This is a genomic window from Mesorhizobium sp. M0815, assembly GCF_040319995.1.
Classification (GTDB): Bacteria; Pseudomonadota; Alphaproteobacteria; order Rhizobiales; family Rhizobiaceae; genus Mesorhizobium.
Genome location: NZ_JAMYOU010000015.1, coordinates 25,945 through 45,330 on the forward strand (window position 1 = coordinate 25,945; position 19,386 = coordinate 45,330).

19 protein-coding genes are annotated in these 19,386 nt (G+C 63.6%); 4 read left to right on the plus strand and 15 right to left on the minus strand.

Annotation, left to right across the window (positions count from 1 at the left end; all coding sequences use genetic code 11):
- Nucleotides 1-264: 264 nt before the first annotated feature.
- The 3 genes from NKI01_RS17730 (at nt 265) to NKI01_RS17740 (ending at nt 3,737) form a co-directional block, all read left to right on the plus strand.
- Nucleotides 265-1,320: a sugar phosphate isomerase/epimerase family protein gene (locus NKI01_RS17730; protein WP_031194931.1), complete on the plus strand. Its 1,056-nt coding sequence runs from the start codon at nt 265-267 to the stop codon at nt 1,318-1,320.
- Nucleotides 1,321-1,474: 154 nt separating this feature from the next.
- Complete coding sequence (locus tag NKI01_RS17735; protein WP_352789279.1) at nt 1,475-2,662, plus strand: Gfo/Idh/MocA family protein; 1,188 nt, start codon at nt 1,475-1,477, stop codon at nt 2,660-2,662.
- Between the two features lie 223 nt (nt 2,663-2,885).
- Nucleotides 2,886-3,737, plus strand: coding sequence for a sugar phosphate isomerase/epimerase family protein (locus tag NKI01_RS17740; protein WP_352964081.1), 852 nt, complete (start codon nt 2,886-2,888; stop codon nt 3,735-3,737).
- 23 nt (nt 3,738-3,760) lie between these two features.
- On the opposite strand, the gene phnE (NKI01_RS17745) is transcribed toward NKI01_RS17740, so the two are convergent.
- The 11 genes from phnE (NKI01_RS17745) to phnG all read right to left on the minus strand — a co-directional run bounded on the left by phnE (NKI01_RS17745) (nt 3,761) and on the right by phnG (nt 13,621).
- Entirely contained in the window at nt 3,761-5,128 is a 1,368-nt protein-coding gene (gene phnE / locus NKI01_RS17745; RefSeq protein ID WP_352964084.1) for a phosphonate ABC transporter, permease protein PhnE, read from the minus strand.
- A 2-nt stretch (nt 5,129-5,130) separates the two neighbouring features.
- Nucleotides 5,131-6,087, minus strand: a complete 957-nt coding sequence (phnE, locus tag NKI01_RS17750) for a phosphonate ABC transporter, permease protein PhnE (protein ID WP_352592799.1) — start codon at nt 6,085-6,087, stop codon at nt 5,131-5,133.
- 52 nt (nt 6,088-6,139) lie between these two features.
- Nucleotides 6,140-7,048, minus strand: coding sequence for a phosphonate ABC transporter substrate-binding protein (gene phnD, locus NKI01_RS17755; protein WP_023721976.1), 909 nt, complete (start codon nt 7,046-7,048; stop codon nt 6,140-6,142).
- A gap of 87 nt (nt 7,049-7,135) precedes the next feature.
- Nucleotides 7,136-7,984: a phosphonate ABC transporter ATP-binding protein gene (gene phnC, locus NKI01_RS17760; protein WP_023721975.1), complete on the minus strand. Its 849-nt coding sequence runs from the start codon at nt 7,982-7,984 to the stop codon at nt 7,136-7,138.
- A gap of 221 nt (nt 7,985-8,205) precedes the next feature.
- Nucleotides 8,206-8,823 (minus strand): DapH/DapD/GlmU-related protein, encoded by a 618-nt coding sequence (locus tag NKI01_RS17765; RefSeq protein WP_352483629.1) that lies wholly within the window; start codon nt 8,821-8,823, stop codon nt 8,206-8,208.
- Entirely contained in the window at nt 8,820-9,527 is a 708-nt protein-coding gene (gene phnL / locus NKI01_RS17770) for a phosphonate C-P lyase system protein PhnL (RefSeq protein ID WP_352964087.1), read from the minus strand. The genes NKI01_RS17765 and phnL overlap by 4 nt, the downstream gene beginning before the upstream one ends.
- Before the next feature lie 226 nt (nt 9,528-9,753).
- On the minus strand, nt 9,754-10,530 hold the full coding sequence (gene phnK, locus NKI01_RS17775) for a phosphonate C-P lyase system protein PhnK (RefSeq protein ID WP_352964090.1): 777 nt from the start codon (nt 10,528-10,530) through the stop codon (nt 9,754-9,756).
- Complete coding sequence (locus NKI01_RS17780; protein WP_352964093.1) at nt 10,527-11,438, minus strand: alpha-D-ribose 1-methylphosphonate 5-phosphate C-P-lyase PhnJ; 912 nt, start codon at nt 11,436-11,438, stop codon at nt 10,527-10,529. The genes phnK and NKI01_RS17780 overlap by 4 nt, the downstream gene beginning before the upstream one ends.
- The gene (locus tag NKI01_RS17785) at nt 11,435-12,547 is read right to left on the minus strand and encodes a carbon-phosphorus lyase complex subunit (protein WP_352964096.1); all 1,113 of its coding nucleotides are present in this window, start codon (nt 12,545-12,547) and stop codon (nt 11,435-11,437) included. Before NKI01_RS17785 ends, NKI01_RS17780 begins: the two co-directional genes overlap by 4 nt.
- Before the next feature lies 1 nt (nt 12,548).
- Nucleotides 12,549-13,160, minus strand: coding sequence for a phosphonate C-P lyase system protein PhnH (phnH, locus tag NKI01_RS17790; protein ID WP_352495514.1), 612 nt, complete (start codon nt 13,158-13,160; stop codon nt 12,549-12,551).
- The gene (gene phnG / locus NKI01_RS17795) at nt 13,160-13,621 is read right to left on the minus strand and encodes a phosphonate C-P lyase system protein PhnG (RefSeq protein ID WP_352964100.1); all 462 of its coding nucleotides are present in this window, start codon (nt 13,619-13,621) and stop codon (nt 13,160-13,162) included. The genes phnH and phnG overlap by 1 nt, the downstream gene beginning before the upstream one ends.
- A 134-nt stretch (nt 13,622-13,755) precedes the next feature.
- Here phnG and phnF point away from each other — a divergent pair, with 134 nt between their 5' ends.
- A complete protein-coding gene (phnF, locus tag NKI01_RS17800; protein WP_352483624.1) occupies nt 13,756-14,499 on the plus strand; it encodes a phosphonate metabolism transcriptional regulator PhnF in 744 nt (247 codons plus the stop codon).
- A gap of 18 nt (nt 14,500-14,517) precedes the next feature.
- Here phnF and NKI01_RS17805 read toward each other — a convergent pair whose 3' ends face one another.
- The 4 genes from NKI01_RS17805 to NKI01_RS17820 all read right to left on the minus strand — a co-directional run bounded on the left by NKI01_RS17805 (nt 14,518) and on the right by NKI01_RS17820 (nt 19,219).
- Nucleotides 14,518-15,534, minus strand: a complete 1,017-nt coding sequence (locus NKI01_RS17805; protein ID WP_352495512.1) for a zinc-binding alcohol dehydrogenase family protein — start codon at nt 15,532-15,534, stop codon at nt 14,518-14,520.
- 70 nt (nt 15,535-15,604) lie between these two features.
- Entirely contained in the window at nt 15,605-16,570 is a 966-nt protein-coding gene (locus tag NKI01_RS17810; protein ID WP_352483622.1) for an ABC transporter permease, read from the minus strand.
- Entirely contained in the window at nt 16,567-18,120 is a 1,554-nt protein-coding gene (locus NKI01_RS17815; protein WP_352964103.1) for a sugar ABC transporter ATP-binding protein, read from the minus strand. The genes NKI01_RS17810 and NKI01_RS17815 overlap by 4 nt, the downstream gene beginning before the upstream one ends.
- A gap of 103 nt (nt 18,121-18,223) precedes the next feature.
- A complete protein-coding gene (locus tag NKI01_RS17820; RefSeq protein WP_023721963.1) occupies nt 18,224-19,219 on the minus strand; it encodes an ABC transporter substrate-binding protein in 996 nt (331 codons plus the stop codon).
- Between the last annotated feature and the right edge of the window lie 167 nt (nt 19,220-19,386).

Below are 19,386 nucleotides of genomic sequence, written 5' to 3' on the forward strand. Positions count from 1 at the left end.
GGAGATCTACAGTAATTTCATCTGGACGGCAAGAAGTGCTACCATCAAGCGCCGTCTCTTGCTTACAGCATTGATTACGTTGAATTATGTTGGGCAGCTCGGCATGGTTGCAGGACTGCGGCCGCGCGTCAAATGGCTTGACCAGATTTCGGCATTTGGTAATACCAGAATAGCGGCGCCGAGCGCGCTGTGCAAAGAGACCAAAGAGGCTGGCCCTGTTTTCAATCGGCGCTATGCTTGGTCGCGAAACATAGGGAGATGCCGATGCCGACGACGATGAAGGGGCCTGGTCTGTTCCTGGCGCAGTTTGCGGGCGACGCCGCTCCGTTCAACTCGCTGGCCTCGATCACCAAATGGGCGGCCGGTCTGGGCTACAAGGGCGTGCAGATCCCGACATGGGACGCCCGGCTGTTCGATCTCGAGAAGGCAGCGTCGTCGAAGGCCTATTGCGACGAGGTGAAGGGCATCTGCGCCGATGCCGGCGTCGAGATCACTGAACTGTCGACGCATCTGCAGGGTCAGCTGGTGGCGGTGCATCCGGCCTACGACGCACAATTCGACGGCTTCGCTCCACCTGCGGTGCACAACAATCCAAAAGCCAGGCAGCAATGGGCGGTCGAGCAGATGAAGTTCGGCGCCAAGGCGTCGAAGAATCTCGGGCTCAAGGCGTCGGTGTCGTTTTGCGGGGCGTTGGCCTTCCCTTACCTCTACCCGTGGCCGCAGCGGCCGGCGGGATTGATCGAGGAAGCATTTGCCGAACTCGGCAAGCGCTGGAAGCCGATCCTCGACGTCTATGACGAGAACGGCGTCGATGTCGGCTACGAAATCCATCCGGGCGAGGACGTGTTCGACGGCGCGACATTCGAGATGTTCCTCGATGCGGTCGGCGGCCACAAGCGCTGCAACATCAACTACGACCCGTCGCACTTCCTGCTGCAGCAGCTCGATTATCTCGAATTCATCGACATCTACCACGAGCGGATCAAGGCGTTCCACGTGAAGGATGCCGAGTTCAATCCGACCGGGCGGCAAGGCGTCTATTCCGGCTACCAGAGCTGGACCAACCGTGCCGGGCGGTTCCGCTCGCTCGGCGACGGACAGGTGGATTTCGGCGGCATCTTCTCCAAGCTTACCCAATACAACTATGATTCATGGGCGGTGCTGGAATGGGAATGCTGCCTGAAGCACCCGGAGGATGGTGCTGCCGAGGGCGCTCCCTTCATCCAGCATCATATCATCAGGGTTACGGAAAAGGCATTCGACGACTTCGCCGGCGGCACGACCGACAAAAAGGTGCTGCGCGGGATGATGGGGATCTAACACAGCTTTCCCTCCCCCTTGAGGGGAGGGTCGATCCGCGCAGCGGATCGGGGTGGGGTCGCTGGGTTGAGCTCGGCATTGACCGACCCTCCCGGCCTTTCGGGCCACCCTCCCTCAAGGGGGAGGGGTATCTCAGACAACGAGGGAGAAAATCATGGTCGGCGCATCGAAGGCGGAAACCGGGGGCGGTCCGATCCGCTACGGCATGGTTGGCGGCGGACAAGGCGCCTTTATCGGCGCGGTGCACCGCATCGCGGCGCGCATGGACAACGAGTTCGTGCTGGTCGCCGGCGCTCTGTCGTCGAATCCGGAGCGTGCCAAGGCCTCGGCGGCCGAGCTCGGGCTCGATCCGGCACGCAGCTACGGCTCCTATGCCGACATGGCCAAGGCCGAGGCCAAGCGGCCGGACGGCATCGAGGTGGTCGCCATCGTCACGCCGAACAATGTGCACGTGCCGGCTGCCAAGGCTTTTCTCGAGGCCGGCATCCACGTCATCTGCGACAAGCCGCTGGCGACGACGCTGGCCGAGGCAAAGAAGCTGGCGGCGCTGGTCGAAAAGACCGGCAAAGTGTTCGTGCTGACGCATAACTACACCGCCTATCCGATGGTGCGGCAGGCACGCGAGATGGTGGCCAAGGGGCAGCTCGGCGATATCCGCATCGTGCAGTCGGAATATCCGCAGGACTGGCTGACCGAGGACCTGGCCGCCACCGGCCAGAAGCAGGCTGCGTGGCGCTCAGACCCCAAGCAGGCGGGTGCGGGCGGTGCGCTGGGTGATATCGGCACCCATGCCTACAACCTTGCCCGTTTCGTCTCCGGGCTGGAGCTCGATTCGTTGTCGGCCGATCTCGATGCCTTCGTGCCGGGGAGGCTGCTCGACGACAACATCAATGTGCTGCTGCGCTTCAAGCCGGTCGGCGGGTCGCACCCGGCCAAGGGCATGGTCTGGGCCAGCCAGGTGGCGCCCGGCCACGAGAACGGGCTGAAATTGCGTATCTACGGCTCGAAGGGCGGGCTCGAATGGGTGCAGGCCGACCCGAACTATCTCTGGTACACGCCGTTCGGCGAGCCGAAGCAGTTGATTACCCGAAATGGCGCCGGCGCGCTCCCCGTCGCGGGGCGCGTCAGCCGCGTCCCGCCAGGGCATCCGGAAGGCTATCTCGAAGGTTTCGCCAACATCTACCAGGAAGCCGCGCGGGCTATTCGTGCGGCGCGCCGGACGGGCGGCAAGCCGGCTAAGGATGTCGTCTTCCCAACCGTGCAAGACGGCGTCGAAGGCATGGCCTTCATCGAAGCCTGCGTGAAGTCGTCGAAGAAGAACGGGGCGTGGACGAAACTCTAATCGCTGCGCCCGGTTAAGGGTGTCCCCCCTCACTCGGATTGCCAGCCGAATTGCAAGGGCAATTCGGGGCAATCCGACTTCTCCCCCAGGGGAGAGGAGATCGCCAGCGCTGCGTCTGACTCTTCTCCCCAGCGGGGAGAAGGTGGCCGCGAAGCGGCCGGATGAGGGGCTTATAGCGAAGTCGGCGGAGGAGCCAGCCGGCCGTCAAAGGGGAGGGGCGTCGATGAAGATCGGCATGTGCATGCTGTTGTGGACGACGGCCGTGTCGAAAAAACACGAGCCGCTGTTGAGAGACATCAAGACGACCGGCTTCGACGGCGTCGAAATACCGGTCTTCTCCGGCGCGCTGGACGGCTACAAGAAGCTCGGTGATCTGCTCGACCGAATCGGGCTGCAACGCACCGCCGTCTCGGCGATGGGCGATCCGGCGATGAATTTGATCTCGCCGGATGCCTCGACGCGCAAGGCCGGTATCGACTACATGAAATCGGCGATCGACTGCGCTCAGGCGCTTGGCGCGAACACGTTGAGCGGCCCGCTCCATTCGACGCTCGGGGCCTTCTCCGGCAGCGGGCCGACGGCGGCCGAGAAAAAACGTTCGATCGCTTCGCAACGCGCCATTGGCGACCATGCCGGCAACAAGAGCGTCACCATCGGGCTGGAGGCGCTCAACCGCTTCGAATGCTATCTGCTCAACACGATGGACGATTTGTCGGAGCATATCGACGCGATCGACCGGCCGCACATCAAGGCGATGTACGACACCTTCCATGCCAACATCGAAGAGGCCGACCCGATCGGCGCCTATTCGCGCAACCGCAAGAACGTCGTCCATATCCATATTTCGGAGAACGATCGCGGCGTGCCGGGCCGCGGTCACATTCCCTGGAAGGAGACGTTCTCCGCCATCCGCAAGAGCGGCTACGACGATTGGCTGACGATCGAGGCGTTCGGGCGTTCGCTGAAGGATTTGGCCGCGGCCACCAAGGTGTGGCGCGACTTTTCCGAAGGCCCGGAAGCTGTCTACCGCGACGGCTACAGGCATATCAGGAGCGGGTGGAGTAAGGCGGCCTAACTGCCGCCGGCGCAACGCGGCCGTCACCCCTGGTCGGCCTGGATCCTGTTGTAGTCGTGGATCGTCCTGCTCAAGCGGCGGCGCAGGAAATTGGAAATGTTGTCGAAGATGAAAACGACGAGCAGGACCAAGAGCACCATGTAGAAGACATTGGCCCAGTTGGAGTTGGTGCGCATCGCTTCCCAAAGCTTCAGGCCGATACCGCCGGCACCGACAGCGCCGATGATCGTTGCGCCCCTGGTGTTGGATTCCCACTGGTAGAGCGTCTGGCTGATGAAGACCGGAATCACTTCCGGCAGCACGCCATAGCGCTGCACCAGCAAGCCGTTGGCGCCGGTCGACTGGATGCCCTCGCGCGGCTTGTCGTCGATGTTCTCAAGGCCTTCCGAATAGACTTTGCCGAGCGTGCCGATCTCGGTGAAGAAGATCGCGGCGCTGCCGGCAAGCGGGCCCGGGCCGAAGGCGCGGGTGAAGAACAGCGCCCAGATCAGCATGTCGACCGAACGCATGAAATCGAAGAAGCGCTTGAGCACCTGACTGATCACGCCGCTCGGGGTGATGTTGCGGGCGGCAAAGAAGGCGAGCGGGAAGGCGACGATGCCGCCGAGCAAGGTGCCGAGAAATGCCATGACGATGGTCTGGAACAGCTTCGTCCAGACATCGCCATGCTGCCACTGGGCGTTGTACCAGATATTGTCGGCGGCCAGCGTGATGTTAGATGTGCCCGGCTTGAGCTGGGGTCCGGACATCAGCAACGAGACCACCTCGCCGGGCGACTTGCCGAAGAAGGGCGAGCGTGTGTCGAAGACGAAATTCGCCCAGCCGAGGAAGCGCTTGCGGACCTTGACGCGATCGACGGTTATGCGGACCTCGCCGGCAAAGCCCATCCTGGCGACGATTTCGTCGTCGTGTGCGGTGATCCAGTCCGGCACCAGGCCGGATATCACCGGCTTGCCGCTGGCCAAGGACACCGGCACCGTCTGGCCATTGGCGACCAGCATCGCCTCGGTCTTGTCGAAGGTAACCGATTTGGCCCGGCCGTCGATCAGAATGGTGTAGGAGCCGTTCGCACTGGTGATGACCCAGTCGGGATGAGGATCTTCGCCGAGCGCGGAAAAACGCGGGTATTTGGGCGTGATCTGAGGCTGATCGAGACGGAATTCCGGCTGCAGATCGTAGCTGATCCATTGCGTCAGAAAGAGCGGCAGGCGTTCCCAGTGCGATTCCCTCAGCACTTGCGGCAGGTTGAAGAACCACAAGGCGTAGAGGAGGTAGAGCAGGATGCCGGTGAACAGGACCAGCGGGCCGAAGCGTTTGTACAGGGGCCGCCGGAACACTTGGGGAAAGCGCTCTTCGATCGACTGCATCTCATCGGCGGTCATTGCGGCCATGCTCAGGCGCCCATCATGAATGCCTGCTCACCGACGAGCTTGCGCCTTAGCCAGGCAGAGAACTGGTCGACGAGGAAGATCGTCGTGAACAGCAGCAGCACCAGTGCCAGCGTTTTGGCGCCGAAGCCGCGCGAGATGGAGAGCTTCAGTTCCTCGCCGATGCCACCACCCCCGACCGCGCCGATGATGGTCGAGATGCGGACATTGATCTCGATCCTGAGCAGCGTGTAGGACGTGAAATTGGGCAGCACTTGCGGCAGGCCGGCAAAGCGCACGCGCTCGAACCAGTTGGCGCCGACCGCGCGCAGGCCTTCTTCGGCGCGCATGTCGATGTTTTCGTTGATCTCGTAGAAGAGCTTGCCGAGGGCGCCGATGGAATGCAGGCCGATGGCGATGATGGCCGCGACCGGGCCGGTCGAGAGGATGGCTGCGAAAAGGCCGGCAATGACGATCTCCGGGAAGGCGCGAAGCAGTTCCATGAAGCGCTTGACGACGAGCCTGAGCACCGGACTGGGCGTCAAGTTGCGCGCGGCGATGAAGGAAAAGGGCACCGCAAAGACGAAGCCGATGAAAGTGGAAACCAGCGCCACGTTGAGCGTGGTGAGCATCAGCTCGAAATATTCGGGTAGATAAAAGCCGCCCCAGAGATAGATGCGGCCAAGCGGGAAGTTGAACTCCTGGCTGCCTTTGTCGTGCGGCGATGCGATGTCGAACAGCGCGCGCCAGACGTCATTCCAGTCCTTGGGAACAAGCCAGCTAAGGAAATCCAGTATGTGCGGCAGCCGATCGAAGAAATGTCCGGCATTGGCCTCGTCGGCGAACCACATGGCTGTGCACATGGCGACAAGCAGCAAGCCGATGCCGAGCGCGGTGTAGAACCGGCGCAAGGACGTCTGGCGTCGCCAGGTGTCGGCCGTCCGCCGGGTCGCGTCTGAACGGATCGTGGCTGAGATGGTCATGATCGGCATGCAAAAAGGGCGGCGCTGGTAAGGCCGCCCTTTTCAATTGCATTCACCCGCCGATCGCGGCTTTGCGGGCTTCGACGATGACGCTGTAGAAGTCCGGCTTCACTGGAACGTAGCCAGTGAAATCGCCGCCTTCGATGGCTTCGAAGCAAGGCTTGTCCTTGGCCGGCAAGCTGGTGAAGAAGTTGGCGAGCTTGGCGCTCATATCGCCGCCGAGCGCGGTGCGCACGACCAGCGGGCCATTCGGGATCAGGCCGGAGCGCCAGACTTCGACGAAGTCGTTGGGGTCGACGGCGCCCTTGGCGACTTCCTTGTGGAAGGTGCCGGACGTGTAACCGTTCTTGAAGTCGCCGATGCCCGAGGAGTCGTCAACCGCCACGTCGACCTTGCCGTCGCGGACGGCGAGAAGGTTGTTCTCGTGGCCGCCATTGAACTGGGTCGAGGCGAAGAAGGTTTCGTTCGAAGCGCCGGTGTCCTTCGGGATCTGGGTCAGCGGGATCAGATAGCCCGACGTCGAATCCGGGTCGGCATAACCGAGCTTCTTGCCCTTGGCCGATTTGATGTCGGTGATGCCGGACGACTTCAGCGCCAGGCCTATCGAATAATAACCGGTCGCACCGTCGGTCTGCTGGGTGGTGAGGATCGGGGTCACCGCGTTCGGATCCTTGAGGTAGACGCTGGCATAGCCCGACGCACCAAGCTCGGCGAAATCGAGCGTGCCGCCGAGCAGGCCCTGGATGACGCCGTCGTAGTCGGCGGCCGGGAACAGCGAGACCTTCTCGAAGCCGAATTCGGACGTCAGGTGATCGGCGAGGCACTGAAAATTGCGCAGCCGGTCCGCTTCATTTTCACCGCCAAGGATACCGATGCGGAATTCCTTGATATCCTGGGCGTGAGCGGCACTGGCCGCGATGGCGAGCAATGAAACCGCGCCAAAAACCATCTTCCTGAACATTGGGTCTCTCTCCTTTGATCCGGCCTCGCGCCGGTTGCGATCGAATTTTGACGAGTGCCTTTGACGCGGGCGGCGATCAGGCCGTTCTCAATAACCAGGAAACGCTGGCTCGAGCGGTCCGGCGGATGCAGCGATTTTCTGTTTGATGGCGACACTGGTCGAGGTGATGGCCTCGGAGATTTCGCCGCCATTGCTGTCGGCGCCATAGACCATGCGCACCGCCTCGCGATTGAGGTCTTCGGGCGGGCCGTCGAAGACGACCTTGCCGGCGGCCATGCCGATGATGCGGTTGCAATAGTTGCGCGCCGTATCCAGCGTATGCAGATTGGTGATGACGGTGATACCCTCGCGCAAATTGATATCCTGCAGCGAATCCATCACCACTTTGGCGTTGAGCGGATCGAGCGAGGCAATCGGCTCGTCGGCGAGCAACACCTTCGGCTGCTGCATCATGGCACGCGCGATCGCAACGCGCTGCTGCTGGCCGCCGGAAAGCGTGCCGGCGGGCTGCAGCGCGGTGCGGGCGATGTCCAGGCGCTCGAGGGCTGCAACCGCCTCGGCGCATTCGTTGCGGGAGAACATGCCGAACAGGTTGGACAGGGTCGAGCGGTGGTTGAGCCGGCCGAGCAGTACATTGGTCAGCACATCGAGGCGCGGCACCAGATTGAACTGCTGGAAGATCATGGCACAGTCGCGTTGCCAACGCCGGAGCGGCGAGCCGCGCAACCCGGAAACCTCGACGCCGTCGAACAGGATGGATCCCTGGCTGGGATCGATGAGGCGGTTGATCATGCGCAGAAGGGTCGATTTGCCGGCGCCGGAGCGGCCGATGACGCCGACCATCTGTCCTTGCGGGATCGAGATGTGAACATTGCTGACGGCGGTGTTCTTGCCGAACCGGCGGGTGACGCCGCGGATTTCGAGCGTAGCTGACATGGTGCAGGCTCCAGTCCAATCGCAATTGAAGGTCTGTTAACCCTCGCTAGCGCAGCTACGTGAACCTGCGGTGTCTGATTGATGTCAGTTTTGTTACCGCCCACAGCCTGGAGCGGGGCGGGATCAACTCGGCGCGAGAAGCTCGAATGGTGAATGGTGATAAGAAAGGCTTTCCTGAGCCTCGAAATTTAATCGCTGCCCGCCATTACCATTCACGATCCTTAGCCACCATACTTCTCCAGAAAAGCCTCCGCCGACAGCTCCCGGAAATCGTCGAGCGCGGCGCGCAGCCTTGCATGATCCCAATCCCACCAGGCGAGCGCCTGATAGCGCTCCGCGGTGCGGCGGTCGAAGCGCTCGCGGATCGGCTTGGCCGGTACGCCGCCGACGATGGTGTAGGGAGCGACGTCCTTCGATACCACTGCGCCGGCACCGACCGCCGCACCGTCGCCAACGGTGACGCCGGGCAGGACGGTCGAGCCATGGCCGAGCCAGGTGTCGTGGCCGATGGTGACGCGTTTGGCGCGGCGCTGAGCGAAGAATTCGCTCTCGTGCTCGGCGTCGTCCCAATAGTCGGAGGCGCGATAGGTGAAATGGTGCAGCGTCGGCCGCCAGGTCGGATGATTGGTGGCATTGATGCGGACGCTGGCGGCGATGTTGGCGAATTTGCCGATTGTCGCGCACCAGACGCTGCAGTCCTGCATCATGTAGGAATAGTCGCCGATCATGCTTTCCGAAACCCGGCTTCGGTCGGCGATCTCGGTCCAGCGGCCGAGCGTCGAGTTCTCGATCTCCGCCGTCTCGTGGACCAGCGGGGCCTCCGACAATTTCCTGGTCATGCGGCGATTTTCCCAGCGGCGAAGGCGGTCACGTCTATGATGCGATCGGCGACGGCTTCGCGCACGTCGTAATCGTGGAAGATGCCGAGCAAAGCGACGCCCGCCGCCTTCTTGGCGGCGATCAGGGAAATCACGACGTCCCGGTTCTTCGCATCAAGCGAAGCGGTCGGCTCGTCGAGCAGCAGGATCGGATGCTCGGTGATGAAGCCGCGCGCGATGTTGACGCGCTGCTGTTCGCCGCCGGAGAACGTCGCCGGCGGCAGCGCCCAGAGTTTTTCCGGCAGGTTCAATTGGGCCAGCAAGTCGCGTGCCTTGCCGCGCGCGGCTTCGCGCTCCTCGCCGCGCTCGACCAGCGGTTCGGCGACGACATCGAGCGCCGAGACGCGCGGCACGGTGCGCAGGAACTGGCTGACATAGCCGATCGTGAGCCGGCGCACGGCTAGCACGGTGCGCGGGCTGGCCGTGGCGAGATCGATGAGCCCGTCCTCGTGCTGGACGATGATCTGGCCTGCGTCGACGGCATGATTGCCGTAGAGCATTTTCAGGATCGAGCTCTTGCCGGCGCCGGACGGGCCGCCGAGCACGGAGCATTCGCCGGCCCTGATCGCGAACGAGACGCCGGCGACGACAGGCAGTTTGATGCCGTCGCGCAGATGCATGGTGAAGCTCTTGGCGACATCGGAGACGACGAGCGGGGTTGCCATCAGAAGGTCCTCCAATCGCCATTCGTTTGCGGGCCAACACCCCCCTCTGGCCTGCCGGCCATCTCCCCCTCAAGGGGGGAGATGGGCAGCCTGACTATCTCGCTCGTTCTGCAACGTTGTAGGATGGCGAAACCGGGAGTGATAGCCAATCTCTCCCCTTGAGGGGGAGATGCCAAGCGATGCCAAAGAGGGCAGGCCAGAGGGGGGTACGCCGGAGCAATCATCGTCACACCTGCAGAATCGAGGAGACAAGCAACTGGGTGTAGGGCGCGCGCGGATCGTCGAGGACGCGGTCGGTGAGGCCGCTTTCGACAACACGGCCGTCCTTCATCACCATCATGCGCTGCGACAACAGCCGCGCCACGGCGAGATCGTGGGTGACGACGATGGCCGCCAGGCCGAGATCGGTGACCAGCCCCCGCAGCAGATCGAGCAGGCGTGCCTGTACCGAAACGTCGAGGCCACCGGTCGGCTCGTCCATGAACACCAGCCGCGGCCCTGTGACCAGGTTGCGGGCGATCTGCAGGCGCTGGCGCATGCCGCCGGAGAAGGCGCGCGGCTCGTCGTCGATGCGGTCCTCGTCGATCTCGACGCGCGACAGCCAGTCGACCGCCGCCGCGCGGATCCTGCCATAGTGGCGGTCGCCGACCGCCATCAGCCGTTCGCCGACATTGGCGCCGGCCGACACCGTCATGCGCAGCCCGTCGGCGGGGTTCTGATGGACAAAGCCCCAGTCGGTGCGCATCAGGAAGCGGCGCTCGGCCTCGCTCATGCGGTAAAGCTCACGGAACTGGCCGTCGCGCATGCGGTAGCTGGCGGTGCCGGAAGAGGGCAGCAGCCGAGTCGACAGGCAGTTGAGCAAAGTCGTCTTGCCGGAACCGGATTCGCCGACCACCGCCAGCACTTCGCCCGGCCACAGATCAAAGGTGACGTTCTCGCAGCCGACGCGCGAGCCGTAGAATTTGGACAGCGCCGAAACGCGCAGCAGCGGTTCGTCGGTCATTCAGCCGGCTCCATTTTTCCTGGGGCAAGATGGGTCTCGGGCGCGAGATGGCCGCGGTGGCCTTCGGCGCGCCGCTTCTCGCAATAATCGGTGTCGGAGCAGACGAACATGTGGCCGCCATGGTCGTCGAGGATGACCTCGTCGAGATAGACGTTCTCGGCCGCGCACAGCGCGCAGGGCTGGTCGAAGGTCTGCACTTCGAAGGGATGATCCTCGAAGTCGAGGCTGACCACCTCGGTAAAGGGCGGCAGCGCATAGATGCGTTTTTCGCGGCCGGCGCCGAACAACTGCAGAGCCGGCGAACGATGCATCTTCGGATTATCGAATTTCGGCGTCGGCGAGGGGTCCATGACATAGCGGCCCTCGACCTTGACCGGGTAGGCGTAGGTGGTGGCGATGCGGCCGTGCTTGGCGATGTCCTCGTAGAGCTTCACATGCATGAGGCCGTATTCCTCCAGCGCATGCATTTTGCGCGTCTCGGTCTCGCGCGGCTCGAGGAAGCGCAGCGGCTCGGGGATCGGCACCTGATAGACCAGCACCTGACCGGCACTCAGCGGATATTCAGGGATGCGGTGGCGCGTCTGGATGATGGTCGCCTTGGCCGTCTCGGTGGTGACGGCGATATTGGCGACCTTCTTGAAGAAGGCGCGGATCGAAACGGCATTGGTGGTGTCGTCGGCGCCCTGGTCGATGACCTTGAGTACATCGTCCGGGCCGATGATCGAAGCGGTGACCTGCACGCCGCCGGTGCCCCAGCCATAGGGCATCGGCATTTCGCGCGACGCGAACGGCACCTGATAGCCGGGGATGGCAATGCCCTTGAGGATGGCGCGGCGGATCATCCGCTTGGTCTGCTCGTCGAGATAGGCGAAGTTGTAGGTGGCGATGTCGGTCGGTTGTCCGGTCATTCGGCGGCCTCCCTCTTCTCTTCGGCCTTGCCGGCGTTTTCGCGGGCGTCGTGCGCGGCGCGCATGCGGCGCACGAGGTCGAGCTCGGCCTGAAAATCAACATAGTGTGGCAGCTTCAAATGCTCGACGAAGCCGGTCGCCTGGACATTGTCGGAATGCGAGATGACGAACTCTTCGTCTTGCGCGGCGGCGACGACATCTTCGCCGAATTCGGTTGCACGAAGAGCGCGGTCGCATAGCGCCATGGCCATCGCCTTGTGCTCGCTCTGGCCGAAGACGAGGCCGTACCCGCGGGTGAATTGCGGCGGCGCCTTGGCCGAGCCCTTGAACTGGTTGACCATCTGGCATTCGGTGACGCGGATGCTGCCGAGCGGCACGGCAAAGGGCAGTTCCGGCACGTCCAGTTCCAGTTCGACCTCGCCGATACGAACCTCGCCGACGAAAGGATGGTTGCGCGCATAGCCGCGCTGGGTGGAATAGCCGAGCGCCAGCAGAAACCCCTCGTCACCGCGCGACAGCGCCTGCAGGCGGATATCACGCGCCATCGGGAATTCGAGCGGCTCGCGGGTGATGTCGCCGGGGACATGATCCCCGGGCATGTCGCCGTCGGGCTCGATCAGGCCTTCGCGAGCGAGGATGGCCGAGACGCGCGGCATCGCCTCCGCTTCGCCTGCACGCTGCTCCGGTTCGGCGACTTCGCCGCCGGCGGCAAGCTCGGGATCGAGCAGCCGGTGGGTGTAGTCGAAAGTCGGGCCGAGCAACTGCCCGCCGGGCAGGTCCTTGTAGGTCGCCGACACGCGCCGTTCGACCAGCATCGAGCCGGTTTCGATCGACCTGGTATAGCCGAAGCGCGGCAGCGTCGTGCGATAGGCGCGAACCAGGAAGATCGCCTCGATCATGTCGCCGCGCGCCTGGACGATGGCGAGTGCCGCCAATTCCCTGTCGTAGAGCGAACCTTCGCTCATCACCCGGTCGACGCCGAGCGCCAGCTGCTCGACGATCTGGTCGAGCCGAAGTGCGGGCACCGAGCGATCGCCGCGCCGGCGGTCGGCGAGCAATTTGTGGGCGTTGCGGATGGCCGCTTCACCGCCTTTTACCGCGACATACATCCTACGCCTCCATCGTCTTAATGCGCGTCGTGCGCGGCAGGCAGGCAATTGCGTCGGACGTGGCGAGGATGATGTCGACACCCCGCGGAAAGCGCTGATTGTTCTGCTTCCATTGCTCGACGAAATGACGCGGCATTTGCGCCGGCGCGATCGTCGCCGTCTTCTCGATGCCCGGGCCTTCGAGCAGCAGCGGAGCGCCGGAGACGAGATCGCCGACCTCAAGGATCAGCGTCGTCGAACGATCGGGATAATCCTGGGTGCCTTGCGAAAACCCGTCGAGCGCCATCATCTCGGCCGGCGTGGCAATCAGCGCGAAATGCGCGTCGGCCGGGGTGTTGGCCAGCGGCGCGCCGGTATGGAAGCCAAGCCAGGATTTCACCGCCGCCGACCCCTGCAAAGCCGGGTCGAGCCAGAGCGGCGTGTCGTTGTCGCACAGCGCCAGAGCAATGGCACCGGCGGTGGCCGACAGCGGCACGGGGGGGTGGGCGAGGGCCGGCAAGGGCTGCACGCTGCCCGGCCGCGCCATCGCGTCCATCACAGCGCGGAATACGGTCTGCGCGTTGAATACCGGATCGGCGAAGCCGCCTTCGATCGATTGAGTGGCGAGGTCCATCAGTCTTCTCCGCGCACCATTGTGAAGAAATCGACCTTGGTCGCCGCCGTCTCGGCGCGGCGCTGGTCACGGGCCTTGGCCAGTGCCGCCTGCAAGGGCGCGACGAGCCTGGTCTCGACCCCGTTGCGGTGGGCCGGGTCCTGCCACAGCGCATCGGCGATTGCTGCCAGCCTTGCCTTCTGCTTGTCGCGGCCGAGCGCATAGCAGTGGCCGACATGGCTGGACGCAAGCCGCACCGTGGCACGGGTGACCGTCGCCTCGCCGACATTGAACGGCGCGCCGCCGCCGCCGATGCGGCCGCGCACGGTAACCAGGCCGGTTTCGGGGCCACGCAGAAGTTCCGCTTCACAAGGCAGCCCGGCTTCGTCCCAGAGGCGGACAATGTCGTCCCCGGCCGATTGCGCCAGCGTCGCCATTACGGCCTTGCGCTCGGCCTGCTCTCGCGCTTCCCGTCCTCGCATGGCCGCTACTCCTCGTCTGCGTGCATTTGTCGATTGATATAGACAACTATACAAATTATATCTATTATCTAGCGCGTGTCTATGACGTGTACGTGACACGGGCCAAAAGGTCGGCGCAAAGATTGGGGCGGGAAATGATCGGGCAAGCAAACAGCATCGAGCGGCGCAGCGGTGTCGCGCTATGGCGGCAGATCGCCGACCAGATCCTGCACTCGATCGCCGTTGGCGATTTTCCCGAGAATGCCGCGCTGCCGCCGGAGGTGGCACTTGCCGAACGCTATGGCGTCAACCGCCATACGGTGCGCAGCGCTATCGCAGCCCTGGTGCAGGAGGGTGTGCTCAAGGCGGAGCAAGGGCGTGGCACCTTCGTGCTGTCGCGAAAGCGGCTGTCCTATCCGATCGGCGCCCGCACCCGCTTTTCCGAGGGATTGCAAGGACAGGCGTCCGAGCGGCATATCACCTTGCTCGCCTCATCGGTCGAGCCGGCCAACCGTCGTGTCGCAGAGGGCTTAGGCCTTGCGCAGGGGGCCGACGTGATACGCCTGGAAACGCGGGGCGAAGCCGATGGAATGCCGGTGTCCCGCGCTGCCGGCTGGTTCGATGCCAGGCGCTTTGCCGGCATCGATGCTGCCATGGCAGAAACCGGTTCGATCACGGCATCGCTGGCACGTTTCGGCATCGACGACTATCTCCGGCAATCGACCGTGCTGTCGGCGCGCCATGCCGATGCCGCCGACCTTGCCGACCTCGACCTGCAGCCCGGCGCCATCGTGCTGGTGACGGTCGCCGTCAACGTCACGCCCGACGGTCAGCCGATCCAGTTTTCGGAGTCGCGCTTCCCGGCCGAGCGCATCGAACTCAAACTGTCGGCGCTTTGAGACGCGGCTATCGTTGTGTCATCCGACCTGGATGACCGCCTTGATCAGCCCGGATTTCTCATGTGCCCAGCGGGCGAGGTCGCGCGGCGTCTCGCCAAGCGTGGTGCGGTGGGTGACTAGCTTTGCCAGCGGCACCGCACCGTTGCGGATTGAAGCGGCGACATGGTCGAAATCGGCGCGCAGAGCGTTGCGGCTGCCGATCAGCATCATCTCGCGCTTGTGGAATTCGGGATCGGAAAAGGCGATGTCGTCCTTGACGACGCTGACCAGCACCAGCGTGCCGCCATGCGCGACATGGGCGAAGGCCGACTGCACCGACTGGGTGTTGCCGGTGGCGTCGAAGACCGCGTCAAAACCATCGCCGTCGGTCGCCTGCCGCACCAGATCAGCGGCGGCGCCCTGCGAGCCGTTGAGGGTCGCGAAGCCGAGTTCGCTTTCGGCGAAACCCAGCCTCTCGGCACTCATGTCGAGCAGCGTCACGTCGAGCCCGGCGATGCGGGCGAACAGCGCCGTGCCGAGCCCGATCGGGCCGGCGCCGATGACCAGCGTGCGCGCACCTGGATCAGCCAGCGAGCGCCGCACGGCATGGGCGCCAATCGCTAGGAATTCGACGGCTGCCGCATCGCCCAGCGACAGGCCGTTTGCCGGATAAAGATTTTGCGCCGGCACCAGGATCTGCTCGCACATGGCGCCGTCGCGATGGACACCGAGCACCTCGATCCTGACGCAGCAATTCGGCTTGCCTTGCCGGCAGGCGATGCATTTGCCGCAGGCGAGATAGGGATTGACGATCACCGGCTCGCCGACGGTGAGATCGACGCCCTCGCCAACCTCGATCACGGTGCCCGAAACCTCGTGGCCCATGATGCGGGGATAGGCGAGGAACGGGTGCTTGCCGTCGAAAATGTGATAATCGGTGCCGCAGATGCCGACATGGTTGACCGCGACCAGCGCCCAGCCCGAGGGCGGCGCGCCAGGCGCCGGGCGATCTTCCAGGACAAGTTCGCCGGGCGAGCGGCAGACGACGGCTTTCATGCTTCAATCCAGTCGGTTCATGGCACCGCCGGCTCTGCTGTTGCGAGGCCGGCGGCTGTTAGGGGGCGATCTATTTGCCGCGGCGGCGCAGCCCGTCGAAATAGACGATGACGATGATCAGCACCCCGGTGATGATGCGCTGCCAGAAGGCGTTGACGTTGAGCAGATTGGCGCCGTTGTTGATGGTGGCAAGGATGAAGGCGCCGAGCAGCGGCCCGTGCACGGAGCCGACAGCGCCGAACAGCGACGTGCCGCCGATCACCGAAGAAGCGATCGCCTGCAATTCCCAGCCCTCGGCCTGCGTCGGATTGCCGATGCCGATGCGCGACGCGAGCAGCACGCCGACGAAGGCCGCACACAGCCCCGACAACGTATAGGCCATGTAGATTGTGCGCTGGACGTTGACGCCCGACAGACGCGATGCCTCGGCGTTGGAGCCGACCGAGAACAGGTAACGGCCCCAGCGGCTGTGGTGCAGGAAGATGTAGGCCGGAATGCCGACCAGGATCACCATCCAGAACAGATTGGGGACGCCGACGAAGGAACTGCGCGAGAACGTCTGAAAGGCGTCGTTGTTGATCGAGATCGAGTTGCCGTTGGTCATCAACAGGCCGATGCCGCGCAGCGAGGTCAGCGTCGCCAGGGTGATGATGAAGGGTGGCAAGCCCATCTTGACGATGCCGAAGCCATGGAACATGCCAATGGCGACGCCGACCAGCAAGGTAATCAGGATGGCTAGGAAAACCGGTGTGCCGGCGTTGATCAGCATCGCGACGATGACGGTGGCGAAGCCGACAACGGCGCCGACGGAAAGGTCGATGCCGCCGGTGATGATGACGAAGGTCTGGCCGACCGCCAGGATGGCGATCATCGACCCTTGCCGCAACAGGTTCGAGATGTTGTTGGCCGAGGCGAAGCTCGGCGTCGCCACCGACAAGATGATCCACAAAAGAACCAGCAGTGCCAGCAGTGTCAGCCCGAACAGGGCGTTGTAGTTGCGTTTCGGCCTTTCGGCAGCGATCGCCTCGGTGCTCATATCCGTCCTCCCGGTCTTTCTTGTTTCTCGGCCAGCGCCTGGGTGAGGATCTCCTCGTGATCAGCGGTATGAAACCCATGCGTGGCCACCAGCTTGCCGCGCCGGAACACGTGCAGCGTGTCGGCGAGCTCATAGACCTCGGGCAGGTAGGACGAGATCAGAATGATGCCGGCGCCCTTGGATAACAGCGCGCCAAACAGGCGGTAGATCTCGGCCTTGGTGCCGACATCGACGCCGACGGTCGGCTCGTCGAAGATGAACAGCTTGGCGCCGTGCGCGAGCCATTTGCCGATGACGATCTTCTGCTGATTGCCGCCGGACAGGCTGGAGGCCAGCGCACTTCGCGTCGGCGTCTTGATGCGCAGGTCGGCGATCTGGCGATCGGCCTGGGCTTTTTCCTGCGCGCGGGAGATCAGCAGATTGCTTGAGATGCGCTTGTAGATCGGCAGATTGAGGTTGAGCCCGACCGGCAGGTTGAGGCAGAGGCCCTGGTCGCGGCGGCTTTCCGGGGCCAGCGCCATGCCGAGCCTGATCGCGTCATGTTCTGAATTGACCTTGACCTCCTTGCCCTCCCAGAGGATCTGGCCGGCCGCCTTGCGGTGGCGGCCATAGAGCGTGGTGACGAACTCGCTGCGGCCGGCGCCGATCAGCCCGTAGAGGCCGACGATCTCGCCGGCGCGGACGGACATCGAGACATTTTCGAAACCCTTGCCGGACAGGTTCCTGGTTTCTACAAGCATCGCGCCCGGGGTGAAATGCTCCTTGTGGTAGACCTGCTCGATCGAGCGGTTGATCATCATCTTGACCAGCTCGGCGTCATTGGTCTCGGCGATATTCCTGGTGCCGACCAGCGTGCCGTCGCGCAGCACCGAGACGCGGTCGGCGAGCTCGAACACTTCTTCCATGCGATGGCTGATGTAGATGATGGTGACGCCTTCGCCCTTCAGCCGGCGGATCAGCGTGAACAGCTGGTCGGCCTCCTTGCGGGTGAGGTAGGCGGTCGGTTCGTCGAAGATCAGGAATTTGGTGCCGCGCACGGTGGCGCGGGCGGCGGCGATCAACTGCTGCTGACCGATGGTCAGGTCACCCAGCATGACATGCGCCGGCAGGTCGAAGCCGAGATCGTCGATGATCTTCTGCGCCTGCCTGACCATAGCCCGCTGCTGCAGGATGCCGAAACGGGAATCCTCCTCGCCGAGGAACATGTTGGCGGCGACGGTGAGATGGCGGCACAGGACGACTTCCTGATGCACGGCATTGATGCCGAGCGCCATCGCCTCATGCGGCGTCGCCAATGCGGCAGGCTTGCCCTCCCAGATGACGTCGCCGGAGGTGCGCGGCATGACGCCGGTCAGAAGCTTGATCAGGGTGGATTTGCCGGCGCCGTTCTCGCCGACGATGGCGTGGATCTCGCCGGCCTTGAAGGCGAGGTCGACCGGCTTCAGCGCGTGAGTGCCGGGATAGCGCTTTTCCAGCCCGCGGAGTTCGAGGATGGTCCTGCCCGGTTCAAGCGTTGGGGCCGGATGGAGTTCCTGCGCCGTCGACATCATGACAATCCTCCCAGATTGGCCCCCCAAAGATTGGCCTCGCGATTGGCACGAGTGGGATGTTTCCGGGGCGAAAAGGCCCCGGAACAGTTCACAGTGGCGATGCTCAGTCGAGCTTCGGGTTGAGCAGCGCGTCGATCTTCGGATCCTTCATGTTGGCCTTGGTGACCAGGTTGGCGCCGGTGTCGACATTGGCTTCGACCTTCTCGCCCTTCGAGGCGGCAAGCGCCGTCTTGATGCCGTCATAGCCCATCCGGTACGGATCCTGGACGACGAGCGCCGAAATGACGCCGTCATTGAGGAACTTGATCAGCTTCTCGTCGCTGTCGAAGCCGACCAGCCCGACCTTGCCTGCGAGGCTGTTCTCGGCGATCGCCTGGCCGACGCCCTGCGCCATGATCAGGTTGGAGGCGAAGATGCCCTTGAGGTTGGGGTTGGCGGTGATCAGGTCGGTGGCGATGTTGAGGCCGGTGGTGGCCTGGCCGTCGGCGTATTTGTCGGCGACCAGCTTGAGGCCGGGATATTTGGCGGCGAGTTGTTCTTTGAAGCCCTGGGCGCGCTGTTCGAGCGAGCCGGCGCCCGGAAGCGCGGTGATCAGGGCGACGTCGCCCTCGACCTTGCCGCCATTGGCTTCGCCGATGGCTGCGGCAAGGCCGTCAGCGGCGACGCGGCCGCCCTGAATGTTGTCGGTGGTCAGGAACGAGGTGAAGGCCTTGGAGTCGGCGCCGGAGTCGATACCGATGATCTTGACCTTGGTGGCGGCCTCGTCGATCGGCTTGCCGAGCGCCTTGGCTTCGGTCGGTGCGATGACGACGGCGGCCGGGTTGCCGGCGACGGCATTTTCGAGGATCGAGATCTGGCCGTTGACGTCGGTCTCGGCCTGGGCGCCGAGCTCCGGCACGTTGACGCCCAGGTCCTTGCCGGCCTTGCGGGCGCCGGCCAGGACGATCTGCCAATAGAAGGACGTGGTGTCCTTGACGATGATCGGAATGGTCACGTCGGCCGCGGATGCCGGGGCCGAATGCATCACGCCGGCAAGCATCGAGGCGGCTGTGAGTGCCACGAAGGCGCGGCGATTGAGAATGCTGGTCACGAATTTCATTAGGAGTCCTCCCTAAGTCGCCCGGTGAATGTTATGGAAGCTCCATTCGGATGGCGCGGCCCAAACGGAACTTTATCAATAAAAAACATTTACCGCATTTTGATAGTGCATCAACTCAGTCGGCGCAAGCGCTGTTTGATGCCTGCCTCGGATGGCTGGGCGGAAGA